This is a genomic window from Thiosulfatimonas sediminis, assembly GCF_011398355.1.
Lineage (GTDB): Bacteria > Pseudomonadota > Gammaproteobacteria > Thiomicrospirales > Thiomicrospiraceae > Thiomicrorhabdus > Thiomicrorhabdus sediminis_A.
Genome location: NZ_AP021889.1, coordinates 2152783 through 2170695, shown reverse-complemented (window position 1 = coordinate 2170695; position 17913 = coordinate 2152783). Strand labels below are relative to the sequence as shown.

Annotated in this window: 13 protein-coding genes, 2 tRNA genes and 1 rRNA gene; 10 read left to right on the top strand and 6 right to left on the bottom strand. The window is 44.5% G+C overall.

What is annotated here, in order from left to right:
* Nucleotides 1-2: 2 nt before the first annotated feature.
* Complete coding sequence (locus HRR27_RS10155) at nt 3-677, bottom strand: fused DSP-PTPase phosphatase/NAD kinase-like protein (RefSeq protein WP_173273455.1); 675 nt, start codon at nt 675-677, stop codon at nt 3-5.
* Nucleotides 678-838: 161 nt separating this feature from the next.
* Here HRR27_RS10155 and HRR27_RS10150 point away from each other — a divergent pair, with 161 nt between their 5' ends.
* Both HRR27_RS10150 and HRR27_RS10145 read left to right on the top strand, forming a co-directional pair.
* The gene (locus tag HRR27_RS10150) at nt 839-1906 is read left to right on the top strand and encodes a glycosyltransferase family 9 protein (protein ID WP_173273453.1); all 1068 of its coding nucleotides are present in this window, start codon (nt 839-841) and stop codon (nt 1904-1906) included.
* Nucleotides 1903-2991, top strand: coding sequence for a glycosyltransferase (locus tag HRR27_RS10145; RefSeq protein WP_173273451.1), 1089 nt, complete (start codon nt 1903-1905; stop codon nt 2989-2991). Before HRR27_RS10150 ends, HRR27_RS10145 begins: the two co-directional genes overlap by 4 nt.
* Here HRR27_RS10145 and HRR27_RS10140 read toward each other — a convergent pair.
* Nucleotides 2978-3748 (bottom strand): glycosyltransferase, encoded by a 771-nt coding sequence (locus tag HRR27_RS10140; protein WP_173273449.1) that lies wholly within the window; start codon nt 3746-3748, stop codon nt 2978-2980. The two genes, HRR27_RS10145 and HRR27_RS10140, sit on opposite strands and share 14 nt — an antisense overlap.
* A gap of 160 nt (nt 3749-3908) precedes the next feature.
* On the opposite strand from HRR27_RS10140, the gene HRR27_RS10135 reads away from it, so the two are divergent.
* Both HRR27_RS10135 and HRR27_RS10130 read left to right on the top strand, forming a co-directional pair.
* A complete protein-coding gene (locus HRR27_RS10135; protein ID WP_173273447.1) occupies nt 3909-4931 on the top strand; it encodes a polysialyltransferase family glycosyltransferase in 1023 nt (340 codons plus the stop codon).
* The gene (locus HRR27_RS10130; RefSeq protein ID WP_173273445.1) at nt 4925-5644 is read left to right on the top strand and encodes a putative nucleotide-diphospho-sugar transferase; all 720 of its coding nucleotides are present in this window, start codon (nt 4925-4927) and stop codon (nt 5642-5644) included. The genes HRR27_RS10135 and HRR27_RS10130 overlap by 7 nt, the downstream gene beginning before the upstream one ends.
* A 38-nt stretch (nt 5645-5682) precedes the next feature.
* Here HRR27_RS10130 and HRR27_RS10125 read toward each other — a convergent pair whose 3' ends face one another.
* From HRR27_RS10125 to HRR27_RS10110, 4 genes are read right to left on the bottom strand one after another with little or no spacing between them, the layout of a single operon-like run.
* The gene (locus HRR27_RS10125) at nt 5683-6939 is read right to left on the bottom strand and encodes an O-antigen ligase family protein (protein WP_173273443.1); all 1257 of its coding nucleotides are present in this window, start codon (nt 6937-6939) and stop codon (nt 5683-5685) included.
* A gap of 14 nt (nt 6940-6953) precedes the next feature.
* Entirely contained in the window at nt 6954-7916 is a 963-nt protein-coding gene (locus HRR27_RS10120) for a glycosyltransferase family 2 protein (RefSeq protein WP_173273441.1), read from the bottom strand.
* Between the two features lie 58 nt (nt 7917-7974).
* Nucleotides 7975-8883: a lysylphosphatidylglycerol synthase domain-containing protein gene (locus HRR27_RS10115; protein WP_173273439.1), complete on the bottom strand. Its 909-nt coding sequence runs from the start codon at nt 8881-8883 to the stop codon at nt 7975-7977.
* Between the two features lie 12 nt (nt 8884-8895).
* Nucleotides 8896-9318, bottom strand: coding sequence for a hypothetical protein (locus tag HRR27_RS10110; protein ID WP_173273437.1), 423 nt, complete (start codon nt 9316-9318; stop codon nt 8896-8898).
* A gap of 176 nt (nt 9319-9494) precedes the next feature.
* On the opposite strand from HRR27_RS10110, the gene HRR27_RS10105 reads away from it, so the two are divergent.
* The 6 genes from HRR27_RS10105 to HRR27_RS10080 all read left to right on the top strand — a co-directional run bounded on the left by HRR27_RS10105 (nt 9495) and on the right by HRR27_RS10080 (nt 17848).
* Nucleotides 9495-10106 (top strand): Maf family protein, encoded by a 612-nt coding sequence (locus HRR27_RS10105; protein WP_173273435.1) that lies wholly within the window; start codon nt 9495-9497, stop codon nt 10104-10106.
* 13 nt (nt 10107-10119) lie between these two features.
* A complete protein-coding gene (gene rng / locus HRR27_RS10100; RefSeq protein WP_173273434.1) occupies nt 10120-11589 on the top strand; it encodes a ribonuclease G in 1470 nt (489 codons plus the stop codon).
* 21 nt (nt 11590-11610) lie between these two features.
* Nucleotides 11611-15393: a YhdP family phospholipid transporter gene (locus tag HRR27_RS10095; protein WP_173273432.1), complete on the top strand. Its 3783-nt coding sequence runs from the start codon at nt 11611-11613 to the stop codon at nt 15391-15393.
* Between the two features lie 659 nt (nt 15394-16052).
* A 16S ribosomal RNA gene (locus HRR27_RS10090) occupies nt 16053-17596 on the top strand.
* A 64-nt stretch (nt 17597-17660) separates the two neighbouring features.
* Nucleotides 17661-17736, top strand: a tRNA-Ala gene (locus tag HRR27_RS10085).
* Between the two features lie 35 nt (nt 17737-17771).
* Nucleotides 17772-17848, top strand: a tRNA-Ile gene (locus HRR27_RS10080).
* The last annotated feature ends 65 nt before the right edge of the window (nt 17849-17913 follow it).

Here is a 17913-nt window from a genome sequence, read left to right as displayed (position 1 = left end):
GCTTACTCTCGATGCAAAATTTTATTGACGACGATGTTGGCCCAGCCTTCGGCTTTGAACTGTGCGTTTAAGGCTTGTTGGTCATAATGCTCCGTTAGCCAAGTTTCAAAACTGATGTCTGGATGTTGCTTTTTAAACGCCAAATAGTCGTCAAAAAAGAAATCTAATTTACCGGTGTCTGCCCAGCGAAAATGGCCGTACTTCATGCTCAACTGCGCGAGGGCTTCTTCGATCGGTTGTTTTTCGATAAAGTGCTTATAAAAAACGCTCATCATTCCTGCGCGGTCGGCACCGGATTTGCAATGAATCAAAATAGGATATTCAATGGATTCCAATAACGCTTTGGCCTTTAACACATCGGCGACGCTTGGCAGTTGTCGCGAGGACATCGCATGGTTGACTAGACGGATGCCGAGTTGGTCACAGGTCTCTTTTTCAAGCAAATACGCGCCTGTGGTGTCGGCACGGCGTACGCTTAAAATGGTTTTGATCGCGTGTTTTTGCTGCATTTTTTTAATAAATGCCGGCGAGGGATGGTTGCTACGCAAGGCTTTAGGATGGCCTTCAGAGGAAATTTGATAGAGATTGCGATACAGCGCTCTGAGTATTCCGTGGTCTTTTAAAGCGGCATGAAGGTGGGCTTTTATACGAGCAAAAGGGCTTTCAAGCTGACTCATCTTTCTGGAGGTTTCCGTAGGATTGGGTTGATTGTTCAAGTGCTATATCGGTGAGTTTTTCATTGAGCGTGCGGTAAAATCCGTCCTGCCGGCACTCAAAGGTTGTATCATAATCTATCTTCCAAGCGATAAAAAATTTTTAAGCTAAAAGCCTTTCTTCTATGACGCATTCAAATACTCCCGTTGAAAAAATTTTATTGGTTCGTATGAGCGCCATGGGCGACATTGTCATGGCCTCGCCCTTATTAAAGGCGCTCAAAAACCGTTATCCCGATGCAAAAATTAGCTGGGCGGTGCAGCCGGAGTTTGCCGATGTGATTCGCGGCCATGAACTATTAGACGAGCTCATTATTATCCCCAAAAGCCAGTGGGTCCAAGATTTTAAGGCGTTGCGCTGGTTTAAACTGTGGCGCGAACTACGGCAAATGAAACAGCGTCTGCGCGCGGCCAATTATGATTTGGCGATTGATTTGCAAAGTTTGGCCAAAAGCGGTGTGTTGGTGAAGTGGTCGCAGGCGAAGCGCAAGATTGGGTTAAATTCGCGCGAAGGTTCGCAGAAATGGATGGATGAAGTCGTTGACGGCAATCTAGTCAAAGGCGATCTGATCAGTTCTGAATATCAGGCGATGGCGCACTATTTAGGCTGTTCAATCGGTTCGTTTTCCATGCACTTACCGGCTAATCTCGATACACCGAATTGGAAGACGATTCGAGCGGAACTGGGGTCGGATTATCTGGTGTTTTGTCCCTTTACCACGCGTCCGCAAAAACATTGGTTTGATGAAAACTGGCAAGCCTTGGCACAATGCCTTCCCGTCAATCAAAAAATTGCAATATTGGGCGGCCCCGGCGACAAACTGGCGGCTGAAGTCTTGATGCAATCTATGCCTGCACATGTCATCAATCTGGTCGGCAAAACCCGTATTCAAGAAGCCATCGCGGTTATTCGTCACTCGCAAGGCGTTATTGGTGTCGATACCGGCTTAACGCACATGGGCATTGCCGAAAACAAACCGACCTTGGCGCTGTTTGGTTCAACGCTTCCTTACGTCAACACTCGTCGTGACAATGCCAAAGTGCTCTATCACAAGCTTGATTGTTCGCCATGTCGCCGCAATCCCATCTGTGATGGCCGTTTTGACTGTATGCGAGCGCTGACACCGGAATGGGTCGTCCAAGAGTGGCAGAGGCTGAATCAAGGGGTGGCGCATATTGAGGTGCTCTCGTGAAAGTGCTGCACATTGAATTGGGCAAGCATCTGTATGGTGGCGCTAAGCAAGTCACCTTTATTATGCAGGGTTTGAAAGACGATTTTGGTGTCGACAATGTTTTGCTGGCGACGCGCGGCAGTGTGATTGCGCAGGAGATGAAGCAACGCGGTTTTCAAGTAATTGAGATTGCCGCTAAGGGCGATCTGGATATCGGCTTGTTGTGGCGAATCAAAAAAGCGATTCAGCAGGTTCAGCCGGATTTGGTACATGTTCACAGTCGGCGCGGAGCCGATGTGTGGGGAGGGCTTGCCGCTAAATGGGCAAAGGTGCCGGCGGTGATTTCACGTCGCGTCGATAACCCCGAAAGCCGCTGGGTAACGCGTTGGAAATACGGTCTTTACGATAAGGTGATTACCATTTCCGAGGGGATTCGCACGGTTTTGTTAAGTCAGGGGCTGACAGCAGAGAACGTGGTTTGTGTGCGCAGTGCCTTGGTGGAAGATGCCACTTCGGCGTGTAATCCAATAGATTTTAGGGCGCGTTTTAATCTAGCATCAGATGCGCTAGTGATTGGGGTGGTCGCGCAGTTAATTGAGCGTAAAGGGCATAGCTATCTGTTAACAATTTTGCCTGCACTTCTGGAATCTTTTCCACAAATCAAAGTGTTATTTTTTGGTAAGGGAAAATATCGTGAAACCTTGGAGCAACAAATTGCTCAATTAGGGCTGAAAGAAACGGTGCAGTTTACTGGCTTTTGTGAGGATATGCCGAGATTGTTTGGCTGTATTGATTTGCTGGTGCATCCTGCCTTAATGGAAGGTTTGGGCGTGTCTTTGTTACAAGCCTCGCAACAAGGCGTGCCGATTGTTGCATCGGCAGTGGGCGGGATTCCCGAAGCGGTCGAAGACGGCGTTAATGGCTTATTGGTTCCAGCGGCCGATACAAAAGCCTTGCAGAACGCGATTGAAAAACTGTTACAAAATCCAGAACTGCGTCAGCAAATGGGTGAGAACGCTAAGCAATTCATGCGTCAACAATTTTCAGTGCAGCAGATGGTGGTGGGTAACCATGAGGTGTATCAACAGCTGCTTAATCGTCATTAACCGGTAGGCACAAGGGCGAGCCAAACTGTTGGAGCATGGCTTGGATTTGCGTGTCGTTGCCGTCTTTGCGCACGTTTTGCTTATAAAGCGCCGTTTTTTGTGAAAACGGCCAGTGATAAAATTCAAAATCGTTTTGCGTTTGCATTGCGGTGTTGCCGTTGAGGCGCATCATCCAATACAGCCAAATATCATCGCCGTGCGGGGCTAACTTGGTAAATAAGTTTTTATCGGTCACCATTTTATGAAGGCTATTTGGCGGGTAAAGTACACCGCCAACACCGGTTTGGAAGTTTCTCTCCGGGCGACTTTGGTTAGAGCAGTTCTTATGCCACTGCTTGTAAGGTTGTAAGTTGCCAAGATTGTCTACGGAAATCAAGTGAGTGCGATTGGCAATGATTTTATAAGGGTTTTTCTGATGTCCTTCGAGCAGCTTTTGCAAGGTATTTGGGGGGTAGTAAACATCATCGTCAAAGGTTACGATGCACGCTTGCGGATATTTTTCTAACGCCGGGATGATTTTCTTGTAAGAGCGTGTATCTTCGGTAAAGTGAATTTCGATTTGATTCAATTTTGCTAGCTGTAGAACCTTTCTTGGCAATTGACTTTTGTCTTCTACAGCAATCCATAATAGAATTTGGTCAGCTGAGACCGTTTGTTGAAGCAATGACTTGAGTGTTAAATGTAAACTGCTAAAACGTGCTGGATAAGAAGTGAGTGAAGCAATCACTTCTGTTTTGTTTTTATGTGTAATAGGCATCTTTTTCTGAAAAAAATGACGACACTGAATTTTTAACCAGTTTGTCAGGGGTATAACGTTTTTTCTGATTTCTTTGTATAGAGACATAGGCTTTCTTTTCTGTGAATGTTGTGTACTGTATTTAATATGACCTAATAAAAAAAGAAGAAATAACCTATTTATGGCAAATGTCTCACTTTATATTGCTGCAACGCCGTGGAATTTTTTGAATAGTTTTGTTTTTGCCGAACACCGCAAAGATGAGAAAAGCTATTTGATGTATGTGGATTTCCCCATTGGTCAAGACAACCCCTATTTAGAGGCGCTGCAAAAAATTGGCGCAGATTCGCCTTTTATTGAAAGTTGGTGTTTTCATGGCAAGTTTAAAGGTGCTATTGCAAAGTGGCAGAAGCGTCGCCAAGAACTTGAAGAGATAAAATGCATTGTTGCCGAGCTTAAACCGGATCAGGTTTTTGTCGGTAGTGACCGCCGCATTGAGTTTCAATGCGCTATGACCGAAGCGGTAAAGCATAAACCGCAGGTGAAAGGGATTTATCTTGATGAGGGGGTGTTTAGTTACACCGGTCGAAAACGCTCGCAAACATGGCGTGATCGTGTACTCGATTCTTGGATTAAAAAGCTCATGTATCCGTGTGATTGGAAGCATCCCATCACAATTGGCGCCAGTGATTGGATTAACGAGGGGTGGTTGCTTAGACCGGAAATGGCTTATTCCGCTTTGGCCACGAAAATTTCTTTAAAGCAGATACCGCTGACGTTTTACCGTGTCGAGAAGTTAAAGCTGCTATTGCAGAGTTTGATCAGGTTCCATGAAAGCAACACGTTTAGTGCAGATGCTCTATTGATTTTGCCCCATCCAAGTCAACTTAATGAGAGCTTAAAGCGCGAAATTAATCAACGGATTCGAGATAATCGGGTCGTGTCAATTTTAGTTAAGCCACACCCTCGAATGGATTCGAGCCTAGATTGGTTAATGTCTTCTAATACCATTCTTTTGCCAAAATCCATTCCACTGGAATTGTTGTTGTTCGAATTAGATGTTCGTTACGTGATTGCGACACAATCAACCGCATTATTTACTTCGGCATTGCTTCGTAGAGATCTACAGTTCATTTTTTACGGCAAGTTGGAAGACGCGTTTGAAAAATTGTTTTTCAAAATCGTTGAGGAGAGTAAATGTTAAAAATTATTGGGTTTTACACGGATGATGCGCTTTATTCAGAGCATGCAAGGTTGATGAAAGCGTCATTGGTCCGTTTTGGTTTAGAGCCTTACCTAGAAAAAGTAAGTGCAGACGAATGGCAAAAAATCATTGCGTTTAAGCCTGAGTTTATTCATCGGGCTTGTCAAAAATTTCCTAATGATAAAATCCTTTATATTGATGCAGATGCTTTTGTTCATGCTGATTTACGTGGTTTTTTTGCCGATGTTAAAGAGGATATTGCTGTTCATTATTTTCAGGGTAAAGAGTTAGCCAGTGGCACGCTTTTTATTAACAATACTCCTTCCGCAAGGGCATTGGTTAATGAATGGGTTTTAAGAATGAGAGCAAATCCGAAACTTTGGGATCAAAAAGTTCTTGAAGAAGTTGTCGCTGATTGGAAGCAAAAAGGGCAAGTGTCGATTAAGGAACTGGGGCCTGAATTTACTTATATTTATGATCTTACGCCTAAGCGTTATGGTTTAGACAATCTTAGCAAACCCTTGGTCGAGCATCTTCAGGCAAGCCGAGAACACAGGTTGATTAAGCAGATTCATGAATCAAGTGCCTTGAAACGTTTATGGGTGAAAAGTTTATTGAATCGCCATTATCGAAGGATTGTAAATCGCCGTAAGGTTTCTCAAGCATTAGCGCAACAAGTGAATATTATTTTAAATTTTCCGACGTTGGATTAAGAAATAATAGAAATCTTTATTTTGGACATGGTTGCAATCTAACTTTTTTGAATAACTGGTTTGTAAAATAGCGCTGAAAACAAAATTAATAAAAGAGTTGTATTTGAGCGCCATAAATAACTTTCTGCCAAACAGATGATTAGAAATAAAACTAAGAGCCCTATTTTTAGAGGATTTGATGGATTATTTGTTTGAGATTGGTAGTCTCGGTAGATTAGCCAGGCTTTAGTTATAAAGATTCCTAGCAGCGAGATGATGCCAAGGATTCCGCTGGTTGCTGCGCTAAATAAATATTGGTTGTGGGGATTTTCTGATGGCCAGTATTTGATTTCTTGGTTGTGCATGATTTTTTCATATTCTTCTGCATAATCACCAATACCGACGCCTAAAATCGGCTGCTGCTCAATCATTTGAATACTGGCATGCCAGTTGATAATGCGGTGCCCAAGACTTGTTTCGGCATCTTGTTCTTCTATAAGCTTCACAAAATCATTCTTGCCTACATCGACGCGTATTTTAAAATCATTAATCATGTAATAAGCAAGGGTTGGAATTGCAATTATTATTGTTGAGCTGATAAAGATTGCTTTAACTTTATTAGTAGGAAATTTTATTATAAATAGCACGAATACTAAGCATAAAAGAGCAATCATACCGGTGCGGCCATGAGTAAAAAATAAATTTGTAATGATGGTGATTGAAAAAAGGAATAAAACAGTTCTTTGCCATGTTTTTAACGTCCGCCAGTCGAAAGTGAGCCGAGTTAACATGATAAATGCAGCAAAGGCAACGATAGGGCTGTAAAGAACATGTCCAATGAAAGGTGTGTGGTCCCAGAGATTTGGATCGTCTTGGGTTTTGCCCATATCTGTAATGCCAAGCCACATGGAATAAGACAGTATTTCAGAAATGGTAATGCCAATGAAAAAGGCACTAATATAGTATTTCTGAAGATTTGGATTAATGATAAGTAGTATGAAAGGAAAGATGACATAAGGAATGTATTTTCCCAATAAGTAAATTCCTTGGGCTAGATTTTCTGTCCAAAAAATTGACACCGCTGCGGTTAAAAAGAAAAATAAAAAAGCCTTGCTTAGTGGATGCGTCCAAGCTAATACTAACCTCGACTTAATATTTTTGGAGAGTAATAAAAATAAAACGGCCAATACAATTAGTGTATTGACCGGTGCAGCTTGGATAGGCAGAAAGAAAAAGGCAGGAATCATTAAGAATTCCGCCGTTCTCTGGAAAACGTTCTGACGAAAGTTTTCTGTTGAGGGCAGGTCTTGTAACACTGTGGGGCTTACTCTTAATTCAAGTTGATTTTCTTCCGAATCGTATACGGTTTTCTATCCGATGCGGAGTAGTAGGTGCGCGAGGTCATTTCTGCCAAGATTCCGCTGAGTAGAAATTGAATCGACATGAAGATAAACATGACGCTGATTATCAATAATGGCCGAGTCCCGATGTCTTCGCCGAGTAGTTTTAGGATCAATAGGTAGCTGAGTCCGAGTCCGCCGATAGCACCGAACCCTAGGCCAATTTGCCCGAAAAAGTGGGATGGACGCGCGCGGAAACGCATAAAGAAAAACACAAATAATAGGTCGATAATCACGCGGAAGGTACGGCTGATGCCGTATTTAGATTCGCCAAATTGACGAGCGTGGTGCGTGACGACTTCTTCTTTTATTTTGGTTGGCAGGGTTTCGGTTGCCATCCATGCTGGGATAAATCGGTGCATCTCGCCGTATAACGTGATGTTTTTCAAAACGCTGGCACGATAGACTTTTAGACTGCATCCGTAATCATTCAGAGTTACGCCGGTCATTTTGGCAATCAGTTTGTTGGCAATTCGGGATGGGATTTTGCGCAGAACCAAGTCGTCTTTTCGGTCTTTGCGCCAACCAGCAACCAAATCTAAATCTTCATTAATTAATCTCTCAACCATCCGTGGAATGTCTTGTGGATCGTTTTGTAAGTCGCCGTCTAAGGTGGCTATCACGACGCCGTTTGCTGCGTCAATTCCAGCTTGCATAGCGGCTGTTTGGCCATAGTTACGCTGTAGGTTGATGATTTTGAGCTGTGTTCCGCGTTCAACCGCTTTTTCGCTTAGAAGTTCAGCTGTTTGATCAATGCTGCCATCGTTTACGACAATTAATTCCCAGGATTTTTCATATTCTGCTAATGCTGAAAATACCGCGGACACCATTGGTTCGACGTTTTCTTGTTCGTTATACATGGGGATGACAATGGAGAGTTGGTAATCTTGCATTGGGGAATTTCCTGGATGAATTTAGTGTTCTCAGTGATTGTGGGCATCTTATCGCAATTTATGATGAATGCGCTTGGTTTTTCGGGAGTAACAAAGCAAAAGCCGCGCTGATGATGCTGCTCGATAATAAAATCAAATGCAGGTTTATCGCGGCACTAAGAATACTATTTTGTTCAAGTGATAGTTGGCTAAGTGCCAGCCATATACCCGCTTCATAAGTACCAAAGCCACCAATACCATGTATTGGTAAGACGCTGCTGAGTTCGCCGCCGGCCGCGCCGAGCATTGCTAAATTGAAGTCAATCTCGACAAACCAGCTGAGAATCCACGCCAGCATCAACAGTTTTAAACTCCAATTAAAGAGCGTCCAAAACCAGCTCCAAGTAAATTGGGTTTGGTTTTGTGGTAGCCCGAGAAGAATTTTATGCAATATTTTACCGATTTTATGCTGTTGGTTGACGCGTTTACTAATGGGTGTTTGTAATCGGTACAGCAACCAAGGCACGGTTAGCCATAGAAAAGTGACGAATACAACTTGCCAAAGGTTAAGCCACAAGCTGGCAAAAGCGATCAAAACCAGAAGCAGCAGTGTGTGTAAATCCAGTATCCGAAACCATAACAGGGCCGGTAATGATTGACTCAGTCCGATTTGAAATTGACTTTGCATCAAGATTGGAAAGCTGGCTTCGCCGGAGCGCATCGGCAAAAGATTGTTCCAGAAATTGTGGAGAAGCATCAGACGCGCACATCCAAGCACTTGTGCTGGTTGGTGTAATCGAAAATACTGAATCAGACGGCTGGCTCGAATCGCATAAGTGAGGAACAGTAATCCGGTCGCCAAGACGACTTGAAAAATTGGCAGGTTTTGCCACGGAGCAAATACGCTCTGCCATCCGATGAAATAATCAACGAGCCAGGCAAGAGCGAGCAGCAGCCCAACTGAAAGAAGGGTTTTTAAGTAAGTCATTGCGCAGCGAGGTTACATTGCAGAGGCGCTAGTTTGCTGTAAGGCGGTTTTAACCATTTTACTTAACCCTTTTGCCGCACCTGGATTTACCTCCAAAGGTTCGCGACACCAAACTGGGTCTGGCCACGCTTCGTCGTGTTCGCTGCGGAATACTAAGTGCATATGTAGCCATTCATTTTTGTTACCGATTTTTGCAAGATTGTAATGTCCCATACCGTTCATCTCTCTTAGGGCTTCGATCAAACGATGAATTTGGCCATATAACAGCAGGGTTGAATTGATGTTCTCCAAAGGGTATTTGGGAATGAAGATCAGCCAAGGCACCCGAGTTTCTTTGGCTAAGATGCTGAAAAAAGGCAGTTCGGCGACCATTTGGGTGCCGGGAAAAAGGGTGCTTAAATTTTCCGGGCTGTGATCGGTGACAACTTGGTCCATAGGTAATCTCTTCGTTTTAGTGCCGTTTCGTTTAAGAAATTCTTAAGGTTTTGGCGATGGCTTTAAATGAATCTTAAAGGTGAATCTGCCCATTTTACCTAATCTCGCTGTAGAATGAGCAGCAAAACGGCGTCTCAGACGCTTAATCGTGTTTGTTCACAATGGATTGTTCGCCAATGCCTCATCATCCCGTTTATTTAGCGTCCACTTCTCCACGTCGTCAGGAATTATTAGCGCAAATTGGCGTTGCGTTTTCGGTCGTGACGGCGGAAATAGATGAAACACCTTCGCCGCAAGAAGAAGTGTTGGCGTATTTGCAACGCATGGCTAAACAAAAGGCGTTGGCAGCTCAGTCGCTTCTTGAGTATGATGCCTGGATTATTGCGGGCGATACCTCTTTGCTGGTGGATGGCCAAATTTTAGGTAAGCCGGTTGATGCTGATGATGCGCAAGCAATGTTGCAACGCCTTTCAGGGCGAAGTCATCAAGTTTATTCCGCGGTCGCGTTGTGCCATCAAGATACGTTACTTTGTGCGGTGAGTATTACTGAGGTGACTTTTGCGCCCTTGCCGGTGAGTGATATTGCGGCTTACGTCGCCAGTGGCGAGCCAATGGATAAGGCTGGCGCTTATGCGATTCAAGGGTATGCAGCGCGCTGGGTGAAAAATATTAATGGTAGCTACAGTGGCGTAATGGGTTTGCCGTTATTTGAACTTAATCAATTGCTTGAACAAGCCAATTTTCCCTATTTTAATCCTTTAAAGAAGCCGATGCCGCATGAAAAATAAAAAGGCCAGTTGCATGCATAATGAAGAAAAAATTCTGGTGAATGTCACCCCGAATGAAACACGTGTGGCGTGGGTTGAAAATGGTGTTTTGCAAGAGGTTTGGGTTGAGCGCTCCAATAAACGAGGTTTAGTGGGCAATATTTATATGGGCAAGGTCGATCGCGTCTTGCCGGGAATGCAAGCCGCCTTTGTGAATATCGGTTTAGAGCGAGCGGCTTTCCTACATGTGTCTGATGTCTGTCATAAGTCGGTTGGTTCGCAAGACGAAGATTGCGATGATATTGCCAAGTTACTTTATGCCGGTCAGAAGATTATGGTTCAGGTGGTAAAAGATCCATTGGGGACTAAGGGGGCTCGCGTTACCATGCAAGTGACCATTCCCTCGCGAATGTTGGTGTATATGCCGACTGAAAAAACGCTTGGTGTATCGCAAAAAATCGACTCGAATGGCGAGCGTGAGCGCTTACGCGAAATGGTTAAGCAAATTCCCGAGTTTGCTGGTTCGGAAGGTGGTTTTATTGTGCGCACGGTTGCGGAGGGCGTTGATTTTCATGAGATGCGCGCCGATATGATTTATTTGCAACGCTTATGGTCAGGGATTCAAGATAAAACGCGTAATACCCGAAAACCGTCGATGTTGTATGAAGACTTGCCTTTATATTTGCGAATTTTGCGTGATATCCCAATTGAACGGATTGAAAAGATTCGAGTCGATTCCACGGAAACCTATCGCAAAATGCAGCGATTCGTCGATACTTACGTGATGGAATTAAGTGATCGGCTCGGTTTGTATCAAGGCGAACGTCCTATTTTTGATCTTTATAATATTGAAGAAGAGATTCAAGCGGCTCTGCACAAACGGGTAAATCTAAAGTCCGGCGGTTATCTGATTATTGACCAGACAGAAGCGATGACCACGATTGATGTGAATACCGGCGCTTTTGTCGGGCATCGTAATTTAGAAGAGACCATTTATCGTACTAATTTGGAGGCGACACAAGCGATTGCGCGCCAGCTGCGTTTGCGTAATCTCGGTGGAATCATTATTCTTGATTTTATTGATATGGATGACAAAAACCACCAGCAGCACGTACTCTCGACTTTGGAAAAAGAGTTAAGTCGAGACCGTGTTAAGACGACAATCAGCAGTATTTCTAATTTAGGCTTGGTGGAGATGACGCGCAAGCGTACTCGTGAAAGTTTAGAGCGCACTTTGTGTGAATCTTGTCCGGTTTGTAATGGGCGAGGTTCGGTAAAAACTGCTGAAACGGTGGCCTACGAGATATTCCGAGAAATTACTCGAATGGCGCGTTCGTTTGAGGCTAAGCAGTATCGCGTCATTGCTGCCGAACCCGTGGTGTCTCGCATTATGGACGAAGAGTCAACCAGTGTTGCCGAATTGGAAGCCTTTTTGGGTAAAAGTATTCGCTTCCAAGCGGAGAGTGCTTATGCTGCGGAACAATACGACGTGGTAATGATGTAAGCATGCCAAAGTGAGGTGTGAATGTTAATTAAGCGCACACATCTATTTCTAGAAATTATTCTAGGGGTTTTTATCGCCTATCTTGTTTTAATGCGCTTGGCGATTATCGGTCTGCAATCTTATCCTCAGCAGTCGGTTCAATTTTTATCCTATATCAGCGGTTGGCAAGTTAATGTTGCCAGCGTTGCCTTAACACAAACATGGCTGGGTGCCGAGTTCTCACTGAGTGGCTTACAGGTCCAGAATACGGATTTTGATTTTCAGGCGGAGCAATTTTCCGGTGATATTAATCTTTTCTCACCGTTAATTCCGGTGCTCAGTTTTGGTGAAAAATTGCAATTGCAGCAAGTGAGTTTACGTTTCCTGCAATCCACTCCTTCGGCATTTGCTTCGCAAGAAGTTTCTGGTTTGAGTCAACTCAATTCGGTTTATCGGCAAGCCGTTAACTATCTTCGGTCACAAAATTTCACACAACGCACTTGGCAGAAAATTGCCATCAAGCAGATGGTCATCAATGATTTTTTAGGCCCGCAAACGGCTGTGCAAATTGATAATTTGGATTTGATTAAAGCAAGCCAGATTAATTTGATTGCTGAGCTGGGGGTGCGTTATCACGATGTGCTAGATTTTGAACGTTTCAACCTCAAATTAAATTTAAGTACTAATTCTTGGGGCGGTTTGGATTTTGGTTCGGTCAACCTAATTTCATACCAACCTTTGCAAATGCAGCGCCTGGTTAAGTTACTGCCGCCGAAATGGGCTGCGATTATGCCCAGCGGTGAGGTACTCGTGGATTGGCAAACCCAATTTCAGGATGCGCAGTTAGCACAGTCGGTTGCTAAATTGAATGCACAGGCGTTAAGTTGGCCGCAAGATGACCAAGTTTTGCCGCAGAGTGTGGGCATGGAGTTAAATTGGAATCCGCGTCTGGATATGAATTTAAACGATGTGATGGCGCATTTTGAATTGTCCAAGGTGCAGTTGGATAATCAATTTGTTGAAACCTTATCACCGGTGCAGTTGCAATTGTATCCGCAGCAAGAACTCGGTTTATCGGCTGAACGCTTTAATATTGCGCCTTTCAAAGAGATGTTGCGCGTATTTGTTGAGAGCGATTATCTTGCTGATTTATTTAATCAAGCGGTTAAGTTGGATGTTACCGATTTTGCGATGCGGTTGAATTGGCAAACATTAGAAATTCCAAGTTTACGTACCCGTTTTGGGCGTTTAGCGATTCCATTGACCGATTATCCGGGGGTGGCAACACAGAATTTAGCTTTGGTTAAGCAGGGAGATTTGTTTTTAATTGAAGCTGAAGAGCCGGTATGGGTGTTGGAGCCAAAAGTATATCCACGCCCTATGCGTGTCACTTTGCCGCCACGCGTTGTATTGAATTATGCCGGTCAAAATTTGAGTGTGGATCCGTTTACGTTGTCGATTGACCGTTTTAATTTGTCGTTGGAATCTTTTGATTTGCATGAGCAAGTATTGTCGGTGCAGGCAAAGGTTGCGGCACCCGATGCGCAAGTGGTGTTGGATTATCTGCCTTATTCGCTGTTAGGTGATGGCGTCGTCGCTTGGCTACAAGACAGTCAATTAAGCGCACAACAACCGCGTTTTATGTTTAGTTTAAATGCACTGCCTTTGCAAGCCGGCGCACAAAATGACGAAGTTGCTTCAGATGCTTGGTTGGATGCGTTAAAAATAAGCGGTCAGCTGAGAGAGGCAACATTTTCTTTTGATGCTGAGTGGCCAAGAGTTGCGCCGAGTGAGATGACATTTGATTTTACCAAGCGTGTTTTGCGTTTCAACAGTGATGCTTTGCGGTTGGAGGGAGTTAAAGAGCCGTTAAAGGCGAATGCTGTCATAAGTGATTTATCGCAGGCAAATATTGCGCTAGAGATTCAAGGAAAAATCCAGACCAGTGTGCCACAGGCAATTGCTTATTTAGCAAAAACTCCTTTGCCGCAAGAGGTTGGATTGGCCGCATATACAGAGGATAGTCAGGCCTATTCTGGTAAAGCGGCGCTTGAGATAACGAAGTTGTGGATTCCGCTGTTTGGTTTTAATGACCAGAAAGCGCGTGTGAATGGAGCCGTTACTTTGCAGGACGCTGCGGTACGTTTACCTAATTTGCCAGAAGCAACTGGTGTGCAAGGGAAGTTGATGTTTACTGAGCAGAGCCTTACGGCTTCGGATGTGAAGCTTAAAATGTTTACCCAGCCTGCACGCTTGGATATTGCCACGCATCTTAAAAAACATCGACTTGATTTGACGCTGCAGGGTAAAGAGAGTCTTTACAGTCAGGCATATAGTACTTTGCCTGTGCCTTTTCGCGTAACTTTTTCCGTACCGATGGATAAACAAACGGATGAGATCGCTTTTTATGGACAAATGCACGTTGAACAGGCAGTGAGTACTTTGCCTTATCCTTTTTCAGCGCCGCAATTAACGGTTCCTTTGACTTTTAGTGGTCGTATTGGTGAGGAGGAGATAAGCGTTGACTTAGTTCAAACTGATTTAGCAGAAGCAAATCTTAAGTATTCATTACAGGAGAATAGGTTTACGCGTTTACAAAGCTATTTGGGTCAGCAGGCTAATGGCGAGCTACGATGGGGTGGGGCAGATTCCTTTGTACGCGGCGAATTCGACCGAATTGAAATGGCGGATTGGATCCAATGGTGGGAGTCACTTCCTGATTCCACCGAAAACCAGCTGATGTCAGCAATCCGTTGGCAAGACAGTCGCATTGTGATTGGGCGTCTAAATTATAGAAATCAAATGATTGATAAGGTCGCCTTAACATTGAATAGTTTAGATGCGGGCACTAAGTTGGGGGTGACCAGTGATCAGTTGGTCGCCACCGCACTGATTCCACAAGAAGGCGTGATTGATTTGAACTTTGAACGTATCCGCTTGAAATCCGCGCAAAGCAAGGATGCGCCTGAGAGAGTGCTTTGCGCGATTAAAAATCAAAGAGTGGATTATCCACAAATTAATGTCTTAGCACGCAATGTGCAATTTGATGATTATCCTTTTGATGAAGTGCGTTTCAGTTTGCAGCCGAATGCATCAGGTTATGCCACCGAAGATGTGTATGCAGAATTTAGCGAAGGGGTCGGTAAAATTACCGCGAAATATCGTTATGATCAAAACCGTAATTTAAGTGCGGCGGAAATTGACGTTGATAGCAAAAAACTTGAAAAACTGATGAAGTATTTAGGGATTAGTAAGGGCGTAACGTCAAAGCGGGCAAAAGTGCATTCTGAGATTGCTTGGTTTGGCGGCTTTGAATGTTTTGCACCGGATAGCCTTTTTGGGCGTTTGAATTTTAAATTGGATGAAGGTGTTGTTGAAAGTGTTGAACCTGGTTTAGCTCGCCTGCTCGGCTTATTGAGTGTTGACTCTTTGGCACGTCGTTTACAGCTTAAGTTAGATGATGTTACCAATGATGGGCTTGCGTACGACGAGATTAATGGAAACGCGATTCTGAACAATAATAAGATGCAGCTCACTCATCTTAAGCTGCAGGCACCAGCGGTTAAGGTTGCAATGCAAGGTGGGATTGATATCGCTGATGAAACTTTCGATTTAAAAGCGGACGTGACACCGGCGATTGGCTCGTCACTCCCGACGATTGCTGCTCTAGCTGGAGTCGCTAATCCGATTGCTGCTTTAGCAATTTATACGGTTCTGAAGGTGTTACCTGATATCAACGAGAACTTAGTCTCATATCAATATCAAATTAAAGGCCCGTGGAAAGAACCGATTATTGAATTGATTCCTGCACCTGCGGGTGAGTAACTGATCGATTTCTTATTTTAAAGCCGCAATTCCAAGCGGCTTTATTGGTTTTAAGGGGGAGAAAAAGCAAGTTTGGCGGGCGTACTGTGCATAACTCTGTGGATAAAGTGTGAGTTTGTGGGTATAAGGGTGTTTGGTAAAAGAAATCCGTAATAAAAGCAAAAAAAGCGAAAAAAGGGGTTGCGTTGTTTTGTGAAATGCCTAGAATACGCACCTGTCTTGAGGGGGAAGCGAAACGCGGAACAGAAAGACGAGAAAAATTGAAGTTAAGTGGTTGATTTACTTGAGGTTGTTTTAGAGGGTTCTCTAAGCGGTTTTGAGGTGAAGAAACGATTTAACGGGTCGTGAAAAAATAGAACGACAAAATTTTTTGAAAAAAGTTTGAAAAAACATTTGACAAGAAATTAACGCTTCTATAAAATGCGCGGCCTACCAACGAGGAACGCACAGCGAACCAAGTTGAAGCTCTTTAAAAATTAGGTAATTCAGAGATAATTTATGTGGAAGCTCCCTTAGTGAGTAACCGCAAAAAAAATCTCGAAATTTATGACAATATGTACTTGGTAATGAATAATTTATTATTTATTTATCATGCTTACTTTGTCAATTCCGAGTGTTAAATATTCGTGAGAACGAATCGAAATACATCTAGCAAGATTAAACTGAAGAGTTTGATCCTGGCTCAGAATGAACGCTGGCGGCAGGCCTAACACATGCAAGTCGGACGGTAGCAGAAGAGAGCTTGCTCTCTTGCTGACGAGTGGCGGACGGGTGAGTAATGCTTAGGAATCTACCCTTTAGTTGGGGACAACGTATGGAAACGTACGCTAATACCGAATACGCTCTACGGAGTAAAGGTGGCCTCTACATGTAAGCTATCGCTAAAGGATGAGCCTAAGTGAGATTAGCTAGTTGGTAAGGTAAAGGCTTACCAAGGCGACGATCTCTAGCTGGTTTGAGAGGATGATCAGCCACACTGGGACTGAGACACGGCCCAGACTCCTACGGGAGGCAGCAGTGGGGAATATTGGACAATGGGCGAAAGCCTGATCCAGCCATGCCGCGTGTGTGAAGAAGGCCCGAGGGTTGTAAAGCACTTTCAGTTGGGAGGAAGATTGTGTCGCTAATATCGGCATGGTTTGACGTTACCTTCAGAAGAAGCACCGGCTAACTCTGTGCCAGCAGCCGCGGTAATACAGAGGGTGCAAGCGTTATTCGGAATTACTGGGCGTAAAGCGCGCGTAGGCGGATTGTTAAGTCAGATGTGAAAGCCCCGGGCTCAACCTGGGAACGGCATTTGATACTGGCAATCTTGAGTTTAGTAGAGGGAAGGGGAATTCCAGGTGTAGCTGTGAAATGCGTAGATATCTGGAGGAACATCAGTGGCGAAGGCGCCTTCCTGGACTAAAACTGACGCTGAGGTGCGAAAGCGTGGGTAGCAAACGGGATTAGATACCCCGGTAGTCCACGCCGTAAACGATGTCAACTAGCTGTTGGCCTTATTAAAAAGGTTAGTAGCGAAGCTAACGCGATAAGTTGACCGCCTGGGGAGTACGGTCGCAAGATTAAAACTCAAAGGAATTGACGGGGGCCCGCACAAGCGGTGGAGCATGTGGTTTAATTCGATGCAACGCGAAGAACCTTACCATCCCTTGACATGCCAAGAAGTTTCCAGAGATGGAGATGTGCCTTCGGGAACTTGGACACAGGTGCTGCATGGCTGTCGTCAGCTCGTGTCGTGAGATGTTGGGTTAAGTCCCGCAACGAGCGCAACCCTTATCATTAGTTGCTACCATTTAGTTGAGAACTCTAATGAGACTGCCGGTGATAAACCGGAGGAAGGCGGGGACGACGTCAAGTCATCATGGCCCTTATGGGATGGGCTACACACGTGCTACAATGGGGGGTACAAAGAGCAGCTAGCTGGCAACAGTGTGCGAATCTCAAAAAACCTCTCGTAGTCCGGATTGGAGTCTGCAACTCGACTCCATGAAGTCGGAATCGCTAGTAATCGCGAATCAGAATGTCGCGGTGAATACGTTCCCGGGCCTTGTACACACCGCCCGTCACACCATGGGAGTGGATTGCAAAAGAAGTAGGTAGCTTAACCTTTTGGAGGGCGCTTACCACTTTGTGGTTCATGACTGGGGTGAAGTCGTAACAAGGTAGCCGTAGGGGAACCTGCGGCTGGATCACCTCCTTTAAGATAAAAAGGTTACGAGTTAAGGCGAGCTTTCACATAAATTCTTTCTGAATTACCAAAATTAGGGGCTATAGCTCAGCTGGGAGAGCGCCTGCCTTGCACGCAGGAGGTCTGCGGTTCGATCCCGCATAGCTCCACCAATTTACCTGAGTTGGTTAAGACGGACTCAGCGATTGGGTCTGTAGCTCAGTTGGTTAGAGCGCACCCCTGATAAGGGTGAGGTCGGTGGTTCAAATCCACCCAGACCCACCAATTCCACAGTAAGCCTGTTAATAAAGTTTTAGCGTAAAAGCTAAGAAATTATTAACAGTTTTATT

Coding starts and splice junctions, on each gene's coding strand:
- HRR27_RS10155 (WP_173273455.1), bottom strand. CDS start 677: ATGAGTCAGCTTGAAAGCCCTTTTGCTCGTATAAAAGCCCACCTTCAT.
- HRR27_RS10150 (WP_173273453.1), top strand. CDS start 839: ATGACGCATTCAAATACTCCCGTTGAAAAAATTTTATTGGTTCGTATG.
- HRR27_RS10140 (WP_173273449.1), bottom strand. CDS start 3,748: ATGCCTATTACACATAAAAACAAAACAGAAGTGATTGCTTCACTCACT.
- HRR27_RS10135 (WP_173273447.1), top strand. CDS start 3,909: ATGGCAAATGTCTCACTTTATATTGCTGCAACGCCGTGGAATTTTTTG.
- HRR27_RS10130 (WP_173273445.1), top strand. CDS start 4,925: ATGTTAAAAATTATTGGGTTTTACACGGATGATGCGCTTTATTCAGAG.
- HRR27_RS10120 (WP_173273441.1), bottom strand. CDS start 7,916: ATGCAAGATTACCAACTCTCCATTGTCATCCCCATGTATAACGAACAA.
- HRR27_RS10115 (WP_173273439.1), bottom strand. CDS start 8,883: ATGACTTACTTAAAAACCCTTCTTTCAGTTGGGCTGCTGCTCGCTCTT.
- HRR27_RS10110 (WP_173273437.1), bottom strand. CDS start 9,318: ATGGACCAAGTTGTCACCGATCACAGCCCGGAAAATTTAAGCACCCTT.
- HRR27_RS10105 (WP_173273435.1), top strand. CDS start 9,495: ATGCCTCATCATCCCGTTTATTTAGCGTCCACTTCTCCACGTCGTCAG.
- rng (WP_173273434.1), top strand. CDS start 10,120: ATGCATAATGAAGAAAAAATTCTGGTGAATGTCACCCCGAATGAAACA.
- HRR27_RS10095 (WP_173273432.1), top strand. CDS start 11,611: ATGTTAATTAAGCGCACACATCTATTTCTAGAAATTATTCTAGGGGTT.